Genomic DNA, 14,820 nt, shown 5'->3' on the forward strand with positions numbered 1-14,820 from the left:
TCAGGGCGCGACCGGCTCCCCGGGCAGCGAGGCGTCGGCCCAGCGCTCCCCCACGGCCGTGACGGTCGCGTGCCGGACGCCGACCTCGGCGCCCGCGTCGTCGGCGGCGCCCGTGAAGCCGCCGTGCGGGCGCTCGAGGCGCACCTCGAGGCGGTCGTCGGCGAGCTGCTCGACGAGCCCTCACCCCACTCGACGACGGTCACGACGTCGTCGAGGCTCGAGTCGAGGTCGAGCGCGTCGACCTCGTCGAGCGAGCCCAGCCGGTACGCGTCGACGTGGACGAGGCCCGGGCCGGGGGTCACGGGCGGGTGCTCGCGGGCGATGATGAACGTCGGCGACGCCACCTGCCCGCGCACCCCCAGGCCGCTGCCGATCCCCTGCGTGAGCGTGGTCTTCCCCGCCCCGAGGTCCCCGGTCAGGACGACGAGGTCGCCCGCGCGGAGCACGGCCGCGAGCGCCCGGCCGAAGGCACGGGTCGCGTCGACGTCGGGCAGGTCGAGGGTGTAGCTGCGGCTCATGCGTTCTCCGCCCGGGACACTCGGTCCTCCGTGTCGACGTGGACGCGCGGGATCCGGGACCCCAGGCGCGTGGTGATCTCGTAGCTGATCGTGTCTGCGGCGTCGGCCCAGTCCTGCGCCGTCGGCGCCGTGCCTCCGCCCAGCAGCGGCTCGTCGACGCCGAACAGGCGCACCGTGTCGCCCGCCCGCTCGGTCGTGTCGGGGCCGAGGTCGAGCACGACCTGGTCCATGCACACGCGCCCCGCGATCCGCACGACCCGGGCCGCGTCGTCGGGCCCGACGAGCACCGGGCCGCCGGGACCGGCGCTGCCGCCCGACGCGTGGCGCGGGATCCCGTCCGCGTAGCCGAGCGGGACGATGCCGAGCGCGGTGTCCTGCGTCGTCGTGTACAGGTGCGCGTAGGACACACCCTGGCCGGCCCGGACCCGCTTCACGGTCGCGAGGTCGGCCTCGAGCGTCATCGCGGGGACGAGGCCGAGGTCGCCCGGGGACGCGAGCTGCGGCACCGGCGACATCCCGTACACGGCCAGGCCGGGGCGCACGAGGTCGTAGTGCAGCTCGGGCGCGGTCAGGGTGGCGGCCGAGTTCGCGAGGTGCCGCACCTCGAGCCGGGCGCCGGCGCGCTCGGCGTGCTCGAGCACGTCGTCGAAGACGACCCGCTGGGCACGCACGCTCGGGTGGTCGGGCTCGTCCGCCAGCGCCAGGTGCGACCAGAGGCCCACGAGCCTCACGGTCCCCTCCGCCTCGGCCTTGAGCAGCGCGGGCAGGACGGAGTCGACGTCCTCGGCCATGACGCCGTTGCGGCCGAGGCCGGTGTCGACCTTGAGATGCACGCGTGCGGTCCGGCCGGTGGCGCGGGCCGCGGCGACCACGTCGTCCACGGCCCAGGGTGCGGCGACCGACACGTCGACGTCCGCCTCGAGCAGCGCGGCGAAGTCCACGCCGGGGACGTGCAGCCAGGTGAGGACCCGCGCGTCGTCGGGTCCGACCCCGGCCGCCCGGAGCGCGAGGGCCTCGGTCGCCTGCGCCACGCCCAGCCACGTGGCGCCGCCCGCGAGCGCGGCGCGGGCCGACGGGACGAGTCCGTGCCCGTACGCGTCGGCCTTCACGACGGCCATGACCGCCGCCCCCGGCGCGCGTTCGCCCAGGGTCCGCACGTTGTGGCGGATCGCGGCGAGGTCGACGACCGCCCGGGCGGGATAGGTGCTCACGGTGTCCCATCCTCGCACTCCGCGCCGACGGGCCAGGCGGCGCCGGACCATGCGTCGAGCCGGCGCCGGGAGGTGAAGCGACGACGCTCGCACGTGAACGGGTCGGTGAACGCGACCGACCGCGCGAGGAGCTGGAGGGGGTCGGACCAGTCGTCCTCGGGGACGTCGCGCAGGACCGGGTAGAACGGGTCGCCGAGGATCGGCACGCCGAGCCGGGCCAGGTGGAGCCGCAGCTGGTGCGTGCGGCCCGTGCGCGGCTCGAGGCGGTAGAGGCCGAGGTCCGCCGCGTCCGGGACCCCCGGCGGGCGCGGCAGGGTCTCGGGCCACGGACGGGTCGCGACGAGCGAGACACGGCTCTCGGCGTTCGCCTCGCCCGGCACCTCCGCGGCGCGCAGCACGCCGCGCTCCTTCACGATCCGGCTGCGGACCACGACGGGCAGCTCGAGGTCCGGCCGCACGGGCGCGACCGCGAGGTACTCCTTCTCGAGGCCGCGCGTGTCGAGGAGCTGCTGGTACGCGCCCCGCACCTCGCGGCGCACCGTGAACACGACGACGCCCGCGGTGACCCGGTCGAGGCGGTGGATCGGCGACAGCTCGGGCAGGTCGAGCTCGCGTCGGAGCTGGACGAGCAGCGAACGCGCGACGTATGCCCCGCGCGGGAGCGTCGCCAGGAAGTGCGGCTTGTCGACGACCAGCAGGTTCTCGTCGCGGTGCAGCACCTCCGCGCGGAACGGCAGCGCCGGCTCGGCGGGCGGGTCGCGGTAGAGCCACACGGTGTCGTGCGGGCGGTACGGCGTCGCCTCGTCGACCGGGGTGCCGTCGTCGAGCAGGACCTCCCGCGCGGCGACCTTCTCGCTCAGGCGGGGCTCGTCGTCGGGGAACCGGCCGACGAGGTACGCGAGGACCGTCGGGGCGCCGTCCGCGCCCGAGGCCGGGGCCGGGGCGGGCAGTCGGAGCCGGGTCGGGTTGAGGCCGGCGCGCACCGGGAGAGGCGGCGGGGTCCTGCGGCGGGGCACGCTCCACCGTAGCGCCCGCGTCGGGCGTCGCGGGCGTAGCGGCATCGACCACCACATCGAGCGCGCCGACCGGCGCGTCGCACGGCAACGCGCGGGAGGAATCGCCCATCGACGGTGAGGTGGTGCCCAGTTGTGGTGACTGGTGCCGCTACACCCCACGCAGGAGGCCGGCGACGACGCCCGGGACCGCGTCGGCGACCGCGAGCGCGTTCACCGGTCCGCCGGGGTTGGCGGCGTGGGCCGCGAGCCCGTGCACGCTCGCGGCCGCCGCAGCGAGCGCCGCCGCGAGCGACGGGGCGCGCAGCACCTCGTCCGCGCGGGCGGCGAGCAGGGTCCCGAGCAGCCCGGTGAGCACGTCGCCCGCGCCGGCGGTCGCGAGCCACGCCGGCGCCTCCGCCTGCGCGTACAGGGCGCCGCTCGCCCCGACGACGACCGTCACCCCGCCCTTGAGCAGGACCGTCGCGCCGGTCAGGTCGTGCGCGAGGCGCGCGTGCTCGAGCGGCGCCGCCTCGACCACGGCTCGCTCGACCTGCTGCCCCCGCGAGCGCAGCAGCGTCGCGAGCTCGCCCGCGTGCGGGGTCAGCACGACGGTCGGCGGCACCCGGGCGGGCAGGAGCGACAGGGCGCCCGCGTCCACGACGACGGGCACGCGCCCCTCGTCGGCGGTCGCGGCCGCGAGGGCCACCCGGACCTCGTGGTGCTGGGCGAGGACGTCGGGCTCGACCGGGGCGTCGGCGTCGGGCGCCGCCGCGGGCAGGCCCGGTCCGACCGCCCACGCCTGCACCCGCCCGCGCGCCGGGACGACCTCGGGCCGCGCCCCGACCACCGCGTGCGCCACCGCGTCCGGCCCGACGTAGCGCACCATCCCGACGCCGGCGCGCACGGCCGCGGTCGCCGCGAGCACCGCCGCCCCGGGGAACTCGGACGTCCCCGCGACGAGGCCGAGCACCCCCGGCTGTACTTCTGGGACGCGGCGCCGGGAACGGGCCAGAGCTCCGCGACGTCGTCGGGCTCGAGGCGGCACAGCGCCCAGCCGGCGCCGGGCCGACGGGCCCGGGTGGCGCCGAGCCCGAGGCCGATGTCGACGACCTCCACGCGACCCGCGAGGTCCGCCGCGGGCGGGAGCAGGAGCCCGCGCTTCGCCGCGCCGAACGTCACGGTGACGTCGGCGCGCAGGGCCGGTCCCGGGACCGTGCCGTCGTCGACACCGATGCCGCTCGGCACGTCGACGGCCACGACGAGCGGACGCCGCGCAGCGCCCGCGAGCGCGTCGTCCAGCCGCCCGACGACGTCCGCTCCCGCCCCGCGCAGGGCGCCGCGCGACCCGGTGCCGAGGAGCGCGTCGAGCACCGCGTCGCTCGCCGCCGCGTCGGCCGCCGCCCGGTCGAGCGCCGGCCCGGGCGCGGCCCCTCCTCGGCGGACGCACCGTCGCCCGAGAGGTCCACGAACCGCCCGCCGGCACGCAGCAGGGCGTCGCGGCCGCCGTCGTGCACCCGGGAACCCGTGCCGTACGCGGTCACCGCGACCCCGCGACGCCGCAGGTACGCGCCCGCGAACAGCGCGTCCCCGCCGTTGTTCCCCGACCCCACGAGGAGGACGACGCGCGCCCCGACGACGCGCCCGCGGCGAGACTCGAGCTCGCGCAGGACCGTCCGCGACAGCGCGAACGCCGCCCGCTCCATCAGGGGCACGCCCGCGTCGAGGAGGGGCTGCTCAGCGGCGCGCACGACGGCGGCGGTGTGGGCTTCGATCACCCCGTCATCATGCGACGCCGCGCGCCGCCCTGCCGTCCGGGCTCCCCGCGGTCCGGCAGGGCACGAACCGATTCGACCGGGGTACGGTCGTGCCATGCGATTCGGACTCTTCATCCCCCAGGGCTGGCGCCAGGACCTCACGGGCATCGAGCCTGCGAAGCACTGGGAGGTCATGCACTCCCTCGCCCGCCGCGCCGACACCGTCTTCGCCGGCGAGGGCCTCCCGGGCGCCCAGCACGCCTGGGAGTCCATCTGGGTCTACGACCACTTCCACACGGTCCCCGAGCCCACCCACGAGGCGACGCACGAGGCGTGGTCGCTCATGGCCGCGTTCGCGGCGTCGACCGAGCGCGTGCGCCTCGGCCAGATGTGCACGTGCATGGCGTACCGCAACCCCGCTTACCTCGCGAAGTTCGCGACGACCGTCGACCACGTGTCGGGCGGCCGCATCGAGATGGGCATCGGTGCCGGCTGGTACGAGCACGAGTGGCGGGCGTACGGCTACGGCTTCCCGCGCGCCGGGCTCCGCCTCGACGCGCTCGCCGAGGGCGTCGACATCATGGCGCAGATGTGGCGCACCGGTGAGGCCACGCTCGACGGCTCCGTCTACCAGGTCTCGGGTGCCCGCAACTACCCGCAGCCGCTCCAGCACGCGGCCGGCGAGGCCGCCGGCCCGAGCATCCCGCTGTGGATCGCGGGCGGCGGCGAGAAGCGCACCCTGCGGATCGCCGCCGAGTACGCGCAGTACACGAACTTCGCGGGCGACCTCGAGACGTTCCGGCACAAGTCCGAGGTGCTCGCCGGCCACTGTGCCGACCTGGGCCGGGACTTCGGCGAGATCACGCGCTCGGGCAACTTCAACGTCGTCATCGCGCCCACCGAGAAGGAGGTCCAGGACCAGCTCGCCTGGATCGACTCCCACCTGCGCAAGACCGTCTCGGACGTGAAGGCCGACGGCGAGATGGAGGGCCTCCGCAACGGGCCGATGGTCGGGACGCCGGAGCAGATCGTCGAGCGGATCGGCGAGTTCCGGGACGCGGGCCTCGCGTACACGATCGGGTACTTCCCGGGCATCGCGTACGACACCACGGGTGTCGAGCTGTTCGAGCGCGAGGTCATCCCCGCCTTCCAGGCCTGACCCTTCGACGACGCGGCCCCGCCCCCGGACACGGCGGCGGGGCCGCGCTGTGTCAGCCCTCCGCCACGACCATCGCCGACGCGATCCCGGCGTCGTGCGAGATCGACAGGTGGAAGGTCACGATGCCGAGCTCGTCCGCGCGGGCCTGGACGGTCCCGCGGATCTCGACGACGGGCGCGCCGCCCTCGACGCGGTGGACGGTCGCGTCGTGCCACCGCATCCCGCCCGGTGCGCCGAGCGCCTTCGCGATGGCTTCCTTGGCCGCGAACCGGGCCGCGATCGATGCCGGCGGCAGGTCCCGCTCGGCCTCCGTGAACAGGCGCTCCCGCAGCGCGGGCGTGCGTTCGAGCGTCGCCATGAAGCGCGCGACGTCCACGACGTCGATCCCGACCCCGATGATCATGGTTCGAGCCTATTGTGTCGGGGTGACCGTGCCCCGTATGTCCGACGTCCTGGTTCCCGGTACCTACCCCGGCCGCGTCGTCGTGCTGGCGCGCACGCCGGTCGGCGAGCTCCTCGGCGGGGTCGCGCTGACCGGCCGTTCGCGACGCTCGCGCGAACGGGTCCTCGTGCCCGACGACGGCGCTCTCGTCGTGGCCCCAGCCTTCCCCGGTCCGGGGTCGGGTCGTGCGGCCGGTAGTTCCCTCACCGCGCGGGACCCGCTGCGCCACTACACCGCGGCGGTCAGCGACGACACGTGGACGGTCTTCGGGAACGGCGACCACGTCGAGACCGTCGCGAAGCGCCTCGCCACCGGAACGGACCCGCGGCTCGCCCTCGACGGACTCGAGTACGAGCCCGACCCGCCGATCTTCACGCCCCGGATCACAGCGGTCGTCGAGCGTGCCACGGGGCACGCGTGGCTCGGCGCCGCGCGGCACGCCGAGGGCCTGCGGTCGGGCACCGACGTGACCGTGACGACGCTCGGGGACCTGGGTCCCTGCGAGGGCGTCGTGCTGACGACCTACGAGCCCGACGTGTCCGACGCCGAGCCGTTCCCCGTCGCCTCGCGACGTCACCGGGACGTCGTGACGCGCGCGGGCGGGGCGATCACGCTCCTCGACGAGCTGTGGTCCGCGCTCCGCGGGCCGCACCGCGTGGCGGCGTCGACGTTCGTCCCGCGTGACGGCGTCCTGGGCCCGGTGCGTCTCGGGGACGCCGACTAACCCATCCCCACCTGCCGGACGTGGATCGCGTGGTCGGCGTGAGAGCGGGTGCGGGGCGGGGGTGCGCGGGAGGGGCGGGTGCGGGGCAGTCAGGCCTCGAGCCGGTCCTCGGGCTCGATCAGGTGCCGCCAGCGGAACCACTTGCGCTCGATCTCGGTGTCGAGGTCGACGTCGAACCGGCGCGCCACGAGCAGGAGCTGGGCGAGCACGTCGGCGAGCTCGGCACGGAAGGCCGCGTCGACGTCGTCGGGCGCGGCACCACGGTCCCGGGAGCGCCCGCTGCGCTCGAGGTAGGCCTGCGTGAGCTCGCCGACCTCCTCGTGCAGCTTGAGCACGAGCCAGTCGTCGGTCCGCTCGACCCCGTACCGGCGTGCGTACACGCGTGAGATGACCTCGAGCTCGTCGCTCAGCTCCCGCAGCTCCATCCCTCGAGTATCCGCGACACCCCCGGCGGGTGCTGCGGCCCCGCGCCCATCCGGCCTACTCGACGGTGACGGACTTCGCGAGGTTCCGCGGCTGGTCGACGTCCAGTCCACGCGCCGTCGCGAGCTCGCACGCGAAGATCTGCAGCGGCACGACGCTCAGCAGCGGGGACAGGAGCGTCGGCGCCTCGGGGACCCAGAACACCTCGTCGGCGTACGGCTTGACGTCCTCGTCGCCGTCCTCGGCGATCACGAGGGTCCGGGCGCCGCGGGCGCGGATCTCCTGGATGTTGGAGATGACCTTGGAGTGCAGCGAGTCGCGGCCGCGCGGGGACGGCACGATGACGAACACGGGCTGCCCGGGCTCGACGAGCGCGATGGGCCCGTGCTTGAGCTCGCCGGCCGCGAAGCCCTCGGCGTGGATGTACGCGAGCTCCTTGAGCTTCAGCGCGCCCTCGAGCGCGACGGGGTACCCGACGTGCCGGCCGAGGAACAGGACCGAGTCGGAGTTCATCCAGCGCGCGATGACGCGGACGTGGTCGCCGCGGTCGAGGACCGTCTGGATCTTGCCGGGCATGGCGCGCAGGTCGGCGAGCTCCTCGGCGATCTCGTCGGGGAACTTGTTGCCGCGGACCTGGGCGAGGTAGAGCCCGAGCAGGTAGGTGGCGGTGATCTGCGCGAGGAACGCCTTGGTCGAGGCGACCGCGATCTCGGGGCCGGCGTGCGTGTAGAGCACGGCGTCGGACTCGCGCGGGATGGTCGAGCCGTGGGTGTTCACGATCGACAGGACCTTGGCGCCCTGCTCCTGCGCGTGCCGGACGGCCATGAGCGTGTCCATGGTCTCGCCGGACTGCGTGATCGCGACGACGAGCGTCTTCTCGTTGACCACCGGGTCGCGGTAGCGGAACTCGTGCGCGAGCTCGACCTCGACGGGGATGCGGCACCAGTGCTCGACGGCGTACTTGGCGACGTGCCCGGCGTAGGCCGCGGTGCCGCACGCGACGACGACGATCTTGTCGACCGCGCGGAGCACGGACTCGTCGATGCGGAGCTCGTCGAGCTGCAGACGGCCGGCGGCGTCGGTGCGGCCGAGGAGGGTCTCCGCGACCGCCTGCGGCTGGTCGTGGATCTCCTTGTCCATGTAGGTGCGGAAGCCGCCCTTCTCCGCCGACGACGCGTCCCAGTCGACCGTGTAGCGCTTCGGCTCGACGACGCGCCCCGCGAAGTCGGTGACGACGACCGCGTCGGGCGTGATGGTGACGACCTCGTCCTGGCCGAGCTCGAGCGCCTCGCGCGTGTGGGAGACGAACGCGGCGACGTCGGACCCGAGGAAGTTCTCGCCCTGGCCGAGCCCGACGACGAGCGGCGAGTCGTGCCGCGCGCCCACGACGGTGGACGGCTGGTCCGCGTGGACGGCGAGCAGCGTGAACGTGCCCTCGAGCCGGCGCGCGGTGTCGCGGATCGCGGCGGCGAGGTCGCCGGTCTCGCGGTACGCCTTGGCGAGGAGGTGGCCGGCGACCTCGGTGTCGGTCTCGGACAGGAACTGGACGCCGTCGGCGAGGAGCTCGTCGCGCAGGGTCGCGAAGTTCTCGACGATGCCGTTGTGGATGACGGCGAGGCGGCCGTCGTCGGCGAGGTGCGGGTGGGCGTTGACGTCGGTGGGGCCGCCGTGGGTGGCCCAGCGCGTGTGGCCGATCGCCGCGGTCGCGTCGGGGAGCGGGTCGAGGCTGATCGCCTCGACGAGGTTCGCGAGCTTGCCCGCCTTCTTCCGGCTCGCGACCCGCTCGGCGCCGGGCGCGACGAGGGCCACGCCCGCCGAGTCGTAGCCCCGGTACTCGAGCCGGCGCAGGCCCTCGAGGACGACCTCCAGAGGACGCTGCGACGGCGCGTCGGCAGCGCCGACGTAGCCCACGATTCCGCACATGACGCCGAGCGTAACAAGGCAGAAATTCGTTATGGGCCCTGCAATTCCGCGGGTCCCGGGCCCCCGAGGGTGGGCACGACCGCGCGGACCGCCGCCTCCGCACTGGCACAATCGTGCGGGTGACCGACCCCCTCGACGACACGCTGGACTCCCCGGGCCCCGCTCGGCACCCCTGGCCGACCCGCTGCGGAGCGCCTCCCCTACGTGGACCTCGATCGTGCGGCCTGGGCGCGGCTGTCCGAGTCCACCCCTCTTCCGCTGACCGACGCGGACGTCGAGCGGCTGCGCGGGCTCGGGGACCCGATCGACCTGGCCGAGGTGGACGCCGTCTACCGACCCCTCTCCCGGCTGCTCAACCTGCACATCGCGGCGACGGCGCAGCTCCACGAGGCCACGAGCACCTTCCTGCGCGAGGACTCCGGGGGCACGCCCTTCGTGATCGGGATCGCCGGGTCCGTCGCGGTCGGCAAGTCGACGACGGCCCGCGTGCTCCGGGAGATGCTGGCCCGCTGGCCCGAGACGCCGCACGTGGAGCTCGTCACGACCGACGGCTTCCTCTACCCGAACGCCGAGCTGCAGCGCCGTGGCCTCATGGAGCGCAAGGGCTTCCCCGAGTCGTACGACCGGCGCCGGCTCCTCCGCTTCCTGTCGCGCGTCAAGGCCGGCTGGGACGAGGTCACGGTGCCCGTCTACGACCACCTGACGTACGACATCGTGCGCGGGCAGGAGAAGGTCGTCCGTCGCCCCGACGTCCTCATCGTCGAGGGGTTGAACGTCCTGCAGCCCGCCCGCCCCATCCCGTCGGGCATGGCGGACGACTCCGCGACGGCCGTGAGCGACTTCTTCGACTTCACCATCTACGTCGACGCCCGGACGCGGAACATCCGCCAGTGGTACGTCGACCGCTTCCTCGCCCTGCGCCGGACCGCGTTCGCGAAGCCCGAGTCGTTCTTCCACCGGTACGCGTCGCTCACCGACGAGCAGGCCGTCGAACGCGCGCGGGAGATCTGGGACTCGATCAACGCCCCGAACCTCGAGCAGAACATCCTGCCGACGCGCGGGCGCGCGACGCTGGTCCTCACCAAGGGCCAGGACCACGCCGTCCAGCGCGTGCGTCTCCGCAAGCTCTGACCGCGACGAAGTACCCCTCCTGGGGCCCACTTCGCGAAGGGGCCCCCAGGGGCCAACGGCGCGGGATCAGTCCGGGTCGGTCGGGTCGAGGGGCTCGTGGTGGTCGCGGTTGGTGACGCCACGCTTCCAGTAGCCGTCGACCTTGACCTGGTCGTGGACGAGACCGAGCTCGCTGCGCAGGTAGCGGCGCACGGGAACGAGGGTCGTCGCCTCGCCGGCCGCCCAGACGTACGTCGTGGCGTCGATATCGAGCGAGCGCACCGCCTCCTCGACCTGGCCGGGCCCGTCGATCCGGTAGAGCCGCTCGACGGACACACGCGCGAACGGGCTCGGGCCGCCGTCGGGGGCGGGCGCGTCGACGTACGCGTCGGCCTCCTCGTCCGCGAGGTCGAGGATGACGGTGACCCCGACCCCCTCGGGTACCTGCTCGATCCACCGGGCCGCGGCCGGCATCGCCGTCTCGTCGGCGACGAGCACGAGCCGGTCGATGCCGGCGGGCACGCCGCGGGACCCGCGCGGCCCCGCGACGACGAGCTCGTCGCCTTCCGCGGCCGACGCCGCCCAGGACGACGCGGGACCGGCGGGCGCGCCGTCGTCGACGCCGTGGAGGACGAGTTCGAGGTCGAGCTCGGTGCCGTCCGCGGTCGCACGCACCGCCCGCGGGGTGTAGTCCCGGGAGATGCTCACCCCCGACGTCGGACGCTGCAGGGCGCCGTCGACCATGCGCGGGGCGTGCAGCTCGCCCGTCGCCGGGTCGGGGAAGAACACCTTGACGTGGTCCTCTGGCCCCTCGGCGGGCAGGTCGGCGAGCTCGTCCCCGGCGAACGTCACGCGGACGACGCTCGGGGCGAGTCGTGCGACGCGCGCCACGCGTGCGCGGCGGGCGGCCAGGTCGTGGCGGGAACCGGTGCGTTCGAAGGTCACCGGACGAGTGTGCCACCGTTGGCCACCGCGCCGACCGGCGCTGCCGTGGCCCCGTCGGCCGCGACCTCGGACACGGCGGCCCGGGCGGCGCGACGCGCCCACACGACGGTGACGACCCGGTCGATGCCGAGCCCGAGCACGAGCCCGACGACGACGCCCGCGGCCATCGCGAGGAGCGGCCGTTCCCCGAGCCACGCGGCGGACGCCAGCCCGACGAGGACGGAGCACGCACCCCAGAACACGGCGGCCAGGCCGGAGACGGCCATGAAGCGTCGACGGGGGTAGCGCAGCGCCCCGGCGCTCATGTTGACCGCCACGCGGCCCACGGGCACGTACCGGGCGGCCAGGATGAAGGTCGCGCCGCGTCGCTCGAGCGCGTAGCGCGCCCACGCCACGGCGCGCCGGCCGCGTGGCCCGCGCAGGAGCCGGACTCGGTCCGTCCCGACCCACCGGCCGAGCTGGTAGGCGACCTGGTCGCCGCTCCAGGCCCCGACGACGGCCGCGGCCAGCAGGAGCCAGAGGTTCGGGTCGTGGCCCGTGGTGGCCGCGACGGCCAGCGCGATGACGACCGACTCGGACGGCACCGGCGGGAAGAACCCGTCGACGAGGCAGAACAGCACGACCGCGGGGTAGATCCACCAGAGGCCTGAGGCCGCCAGGATCCCGTCCTGCAGGTGCTGGAGCAGCTCGCCCATCAGGTTCCCCTCTTCGTCGTCCCCTCGACAAAGCCGCGAGCGCGACCCGTCCCCCTCAGCGTAGGGATGCGGAGGGTGCCTCGGCATGGGGAAAGCCCCCGAATCACCCCGGGGGCGGACCCTGACCCGACCCGGGTCGGACAGGGGTTCCGCACGGCGTCGTCCCGAGGGCCGACGCGCTACTCGACGTGGAAGCCCAGCAGCTCGCCGACCTGCCCGGTCGGCACCCCGCCCCACAGGCGGGCGGCGTTGTCGTTGGTCATGAGCGAGCGCGTCTCCACCCGGTCGACGTAGACGACGCCGTCGAGGTGGTCGGTCTCGTGCTGGACGATCCGGGCCGACCAGCCAGTGACGATCTCGTCGACGTCCGCGCCGCGCTCGTCCTGCGCCACGAGCCGGACCGACCGGAGCCGTGCGACCACGCCCTGGTATCCCTCGAACGAGAGGCAGCCCTCGGCGAACGACCGCCGCTCGACCCCGAGGCGGGAGCCGTCGTCGCGCACCGCTCCGGGAGTCGGCACGCCCTCGTAGCGCGGGTTGACGAGGGTGCGGTGCGGGAGCGGGGCGCGCTCGCGCTCGGCCGCCGCCTCCTCGTACCCGGCGGGGAACCCGGGATCGTGCAGGACGGCGATCCGCAGCCCGAGCCCGATCTGCGGCGCGGCGAGCCCGACCCCCGGCGCCGCGACCATGGTGCTCCGCATGACCTCGAGCAGCAGCGGCAGCGCGTCGCCGAGCTGTCCCGTGTAGGGGACGGCGGGGCGGCGCAACACGGGGTGACCGAGCTGGACGATCGGCAGGACGCCGTCCTGCGCGGTGTCGAGCAGCCGGAGCACGTCCTCGCGCAGCCGGTGGTCGACGCCGCCGGACCAGGGTCCGGCGTCCGTGCGGGTCGGGTCGGCGGTGCGGGGTTCGGGAGTGCTCACCCGGTCAGCGTAGCGACGCCCCGAGGGCCGGCGCTCAGAGCGCGAGCCGCTCCTTCACGGTGCCGGCGAGGAGCGCCGCGACGCCGTCGGCCTCGGACTGGGTCGCCGCCTCGACCATCACGCGGACGAGCGGCTCGGTGCCCGACGGGCGCAGGACCACACGACCGGTCTCGCCCAGCACGGCCTCGGCGCGCGCGATCTCGGCACGGAGCTCCTCGTCGTCGTCCGCGCGCGCCTTGTCGACGCCGGACACGTTGACGAGCGCCTGCGGGAGCTTCTCGATCTCGCCCGCGAGGTCGACGAGCCGCCGTCCGCTCTGCTTGACGTGCGCGGCGAGCTGGAACGCGGTCAGGATCCCGTCGCCCGTGGTCGCGAACTCGGACACGATGATGTGCCCGGACTGCTCGCCGCCCAGCGAGAACCCGCCCTCGCGCATCGCCTCGAGCACGTAGCGGTCGCCCACGCCCGTCTGCACGGTGCTGATCCCGGCACGCTGCATGGCGAGGATCAGGCCCAGGTTGCTCATGACGGTCACGACGAGCGTGTCCCCCGCGAGGCGTCCTCGGCGGCTCGCGCGAGCGCGAGGATGCCCATGATCTTGTCGCCGTCGACGAGCGCGCCCGTGTGGTCCACGGCGAGGCAGCGGTCGGCGTCACCGTCGAACGCGACCCCGAAGTCCGCCTCCGACGCCACCGTGACCGCCTGGAGCTGCTCGGGGTGCGTGGAGCCGCACTTCTCGTTGATGTTGCGGCCGTCGGGGCTCGCGTTGATGACGACGACGTCCGCCCCGGCCGCGCGCAGCGCCTCCGGGCCGACCTCGCTCGCGGCGCCGTTGGCGCAGTCGACGGCGATCCGCAGGCCCTCGAGCGACCCGTCGATCGACTTGGTGAGATGCTCGACGTAGAGGCTCCCCGCCTGGCCGGTGTCGCGGTGGATGCGGCCCACGTCGGCGCCCGTCGGGCGGTCCCAGGGCTCCTCGAGCCGCTGCTCGATCGCGTCCTCGACGCTGTCCTCGAGCTTGAGGCCACCCCGCGTGAAGAACTTGATGCCGTTGTCGGGCATGGGGTTGTGCGACGCCGAGAGCATGCAGCCGAGGTCGGCGCCCAGGGCGTCGGTCAGGAACGCGAGCGCGGGCGTCGGGAGGACCCCGACGTCGAGGACGTCGACCCCGGCGCTCGACAGCCCCGCTGCGACCGCGGCCGAGAGGAACTCGCCCGACGCGCGGGGGTCCCGTCCGACGACGGCCCGCGGCCGGTGTCCCTCGAACTCCCCGGCGGTGCCGAGCACGTGCGCCGCCGCGACCCCGAGGTCGAGGGCGAGCTCCGCCGTGACGTCCTTGTTGGCGAGGCCTCGCACCCCGTCCGTGCCGAACAACCGACCCATGTGCTAGATCCTGCTCCCTCGTACGACTCGCGGTGACCCGCAGCGGTCCTGACAAACCCCGAAAACACCGACGGCCCCGACGGAACGAGTCCGTCGGGGCCGTCGGCCGGCGCTGGGATCAGCGCTTGGAGTACTGCGGCGCCTTGCGGGCCTTCTTGAGACCGGCCTTCTTGCGCTCCACGACGCGGGCGTCGCGGGTCAGGAAGCCCGCCTTCTTGAGGGTGGCGCGGTTGCTGTCCTCGTCGATCGCGTTCAGGGCGCGGGCGATGCCGAGGCGAAGCGCACCGGCCTGGCCGGAGATGCCGCCGCCGCTGATGCGGGCGATGACGTCGAAGCGGCCCTCGATGTCGAGGATCGTGAACGGCGAGCTCACGAGCTGCTGGTGCACCTTGTTCGGGAAGTAGTCCTCGAGGGTGCGGCCGTTGATCTTCCACTGGCCGGAGCCGGGGACGAGGCGAACGCGGGCGATCGCCTCCTTGCGGCGACCCAGGGCCTGCCCGGGCGCCGTGAGGGACTGGCCGCGGCCGGTGGAGGCGGCGGCAGTCTCGGTGGTGTAGGTGCTGGGAGCGTTCTCGTCCAGCGTGTCGGTGTCGACGGTGGTCTCGGCCACTGTGG

Annotated in this window: 13 protein-coding genes and 4 pseudogenes; 3 read left to right on the plus strand and 14 right to left on the minus strand. The window is 74.5% G+C overall.

Features of this window, described 5'->3' with window-relative positions; genetic code table 11:
- From tsaE to QQK45_RS21770, 6 genes and pseudogenes are all read right to left on the minus strand, one after another.
- Positions 1 to 518: pseudogene (gene tsaE, locus QQK45_RS02125) on the minus strand (tRNA (adenosine(37)-N6)-threonylcarbamoyltransferase complex ATPase subunit type 1 TsaE).
- Positions 515 to 1,780 (minus strand): alanine racemase, encoded by a 1,266-nt coding sequence (alr, locus tag QQK45_RS02130; protein ID WP_431310212.1) that lies wholly within the window; start codon positions 1,778 to 1,780, stop codon positions 515 to 517. The pseudogene tsaE and the gene alr overlap by 4 nt, the downstream one beginning before the upstream one ends.
- Positions 1,726 to 2,712 carry a pseudouridine synthase gene (locus QQK45_RS02135; protein WP_284291814.1) on the minus strand — a complete coding sequence of 329 codons (987 nt, stop codon included), beginning with the start codon at positions 2,710 to 2,712 and terminating at the stop codon, positions 1,726 to 1,728. The genes alr and QQK45_RS02135 overlap by 55 nt, the downstream gene beginning before the upstream one ends.
- Before the next feature lie 181 nt (positions 2,713 to 2,893).
- Positions 2,894 to 3,694, minus strand: a complete 801-nt coding sequence (locus tag QQK45_RS21760; RefSeq protein WP_348525123.1) for an ADP-dependent NAD(P)H-hydrate dehydratase — start codon at positions 3,692 to 3,694, stop codon at positions 2,894 to 2,896.
- Positions 3,695 to 3,936: 242 nt separating this feature from the next.
- A pseudogene (locus QQK45_RS21765) lies at positions 3,937 to 4,095 on the minus strand (NAD(P)H-hydrate epimerase); the annotation flags it as partial.
- A 215-nt stretch (positions 4,096 to 4,310) separates the two neighbouring features.
- A pseudogene (locus tag QQK45_RS21770) lies at positions 4,311 to 4,673 on the minus strand (hypothetical protein); the annotation flags it as partial.
- On the opposite strand from QQK45_RS21770, the gene QQK45_RS02145 reads away from it, so the two are divergent.
- On the plus strand, positions 4,594 to 5,637 hold the full coding sequence (locus QQK45_RS02145) for a TIGR03560 family F420-dependent LLM class oxidoreductase (protein WP_284291816.1): 1,044 nt from the start codon (positions 4,594 to 4,596) through the stop codon (positions 5,635 to 5,637). The pseudogene QQK45_RS21770 and the gene QQK45_RS02145 overlap by 80 nt on opposite strands.
- Before the next feature lie 52 nt (positions 5,638 to 5,689).
- Here QQK45_RS02145 and QQK45_RS02150 read toward each other — a convergent pair whose 3' ends face one another.
- The gene (locus QQK45_RS02150) at positions 5,690 to 6,040 is read right to left on the minus strand and encodes a holo-ACP synthase (RefSeq protein ID WP_284291818.1); all 351 of its coding nucleotides are present in this window, start codon (positions 6,038 to 6,040) and stop codon (positions 5,690 to 5,692) included.
- A gap of 22 nt (positions 6,041 to 6,062) precedes the next feature.
- On the opposite strand from QQK45_RS02150, the gene QQK45_RS02155 reads away from it, so the two are divergent.
- Positions 6,063 to 6,803 carry an IMP cyclohydrolase gene (locus tag QQK45_RS02155; RefSeq protein WP_284291820.1) on the plus strand — a complete coding sequence of 247 codons (741 nt, stop codon included), beginning with the start codon at positions 6,063 to 6,065 and terminating at the stop codon, positions 6,801 to 6,803.
- 89 nt (positions 6,804 to 6,892) lie between these two features.
- Here QQK45_RS02155 and QQK45_RS02160 read toward each other — a convergent pair whose 3' ends face one another.
- Both QQK45_RS02160 and glmS read right to left on the minus strand, forming a co-directional pair.
- Positions 6,893 to 7,228: a nucleoside triphosphate pyrophosphohydrolase family protein gene (locus tag QQK45_RS02160; protein ID WP_284291822.1), complete on the minus strand. Its 336-nt coding sequence runs from the start codon at positions 7,226 to 7,228 to the stop codon at positions 6,893 to 6,895.
- Between the two features lie 55 nt (positions 7,229 to 7,283).
- Entirely contained in the window at positions 7,284 to 9,149 is a 1,866-nt protein-coding gene (gene glmS / locus QQK45_RS02165) for a glutamine--fructose-6-phosphate transaminase (isomerizing) (protein ID WP_284291823.1), read from the minus strand.
- Positions 9,150 to 9,353: 204 nt separating this feature from the next.
- Between glmS and coaA the strand changes: the two genes are divergently transcribed.
- A complete protein-coding gene (gene coaA, locus QQK45_RS02170) occupies positions 9,354 to 10,280 on the plus strand; it encodes a type I pantothenate kinase (protein WP_284291825.1) in 927 nt (308 codons plus the stop codon).
- Positions 10,281 to 10,346: 66 nt separating this feature from the next.
- On the opposite strand, the gene QQK45_RS02175 is transcribed toward coaA, so the two are convergent.
- The 5 genes and pseudogenes from QQK45_RS02175 to rpsI all read right to left on the minus strand — a co-directional run bounded on the left by QQK45_RS02175 (position 10,347) and on the right by rpsI (position 14,815).
- Positions 10,347 to 11,204: a siderophore-interacting protein gene (locus tag QQK45_RS02175; protein ID WP_284291827.1), complete on the minus strand. Its 858-nt coding sequence runs from the start codon at positions 11,202 to 11,204 to the stop codon at positions 10,347 to 10,349.
- Positions 11,201 to 11,899, minus strand: coding sequence for a DedA family protein (locus QQK45_RS02180; RefSeq protein ID WP_284291828.1), 699 nt, complete (start codon positions 11,897 to 11,899; stop codon positions 11,201 to 11,203). Before QQK45_RS02180 ends, QQK45_RS02175 begins: the two co-directional genes overlap by 4 nt.
- Positions 11,900 to 12,078: 179 nt before the next feature.
- Positions 12,079 to 12,822 (minus strand): peptide deformylase, encoded by a 744-nt coding sequence (locus QQK45_RS02185; RefSeq protein WP_284291830.1) that lies wholly within the window; start codon positions 12,820 to 12,822, stop codon positions 12,079 to 12,081.
- A 34-nt stretch (positions 12,823 to 12,856) separates the two neighbouring features.
- A pseudogene (glmM, locus tag QQK45_RS02190) lies at positions 12,857 to 14,205 on the minus strand (phosphoglucosamine mutase).
- A gap of 118 nt (positions 14,206 to 14,323) precedes the next feature.
- Positions 14,324 to 14,815 (minus strand): 30S ribosomal protein S9, encoded by a 492-nt coding sequence (rpsI, locus tag QQK45_RS02195; RefSeq protein WP_284291832.1) that lies wholly within the window; start codon positions 14,813 to 14,815, stop codon positions 14,324 to 14,326.
- Positions 14,816 to 14,820: the final 5 nt, after the last annotated feature.

The sequence above is a fragment of the Luteimicrobium album genome, from assembly GCF_030161555.1.
In the GTDB taxonomy this organism is placed as follows: domain Bacteria; phylum Actinomycetota; class Actinomycetes; order Actinomycetales; family Cellulomonadaceae; genus Luteimicrobium; species Luteimicrobium album.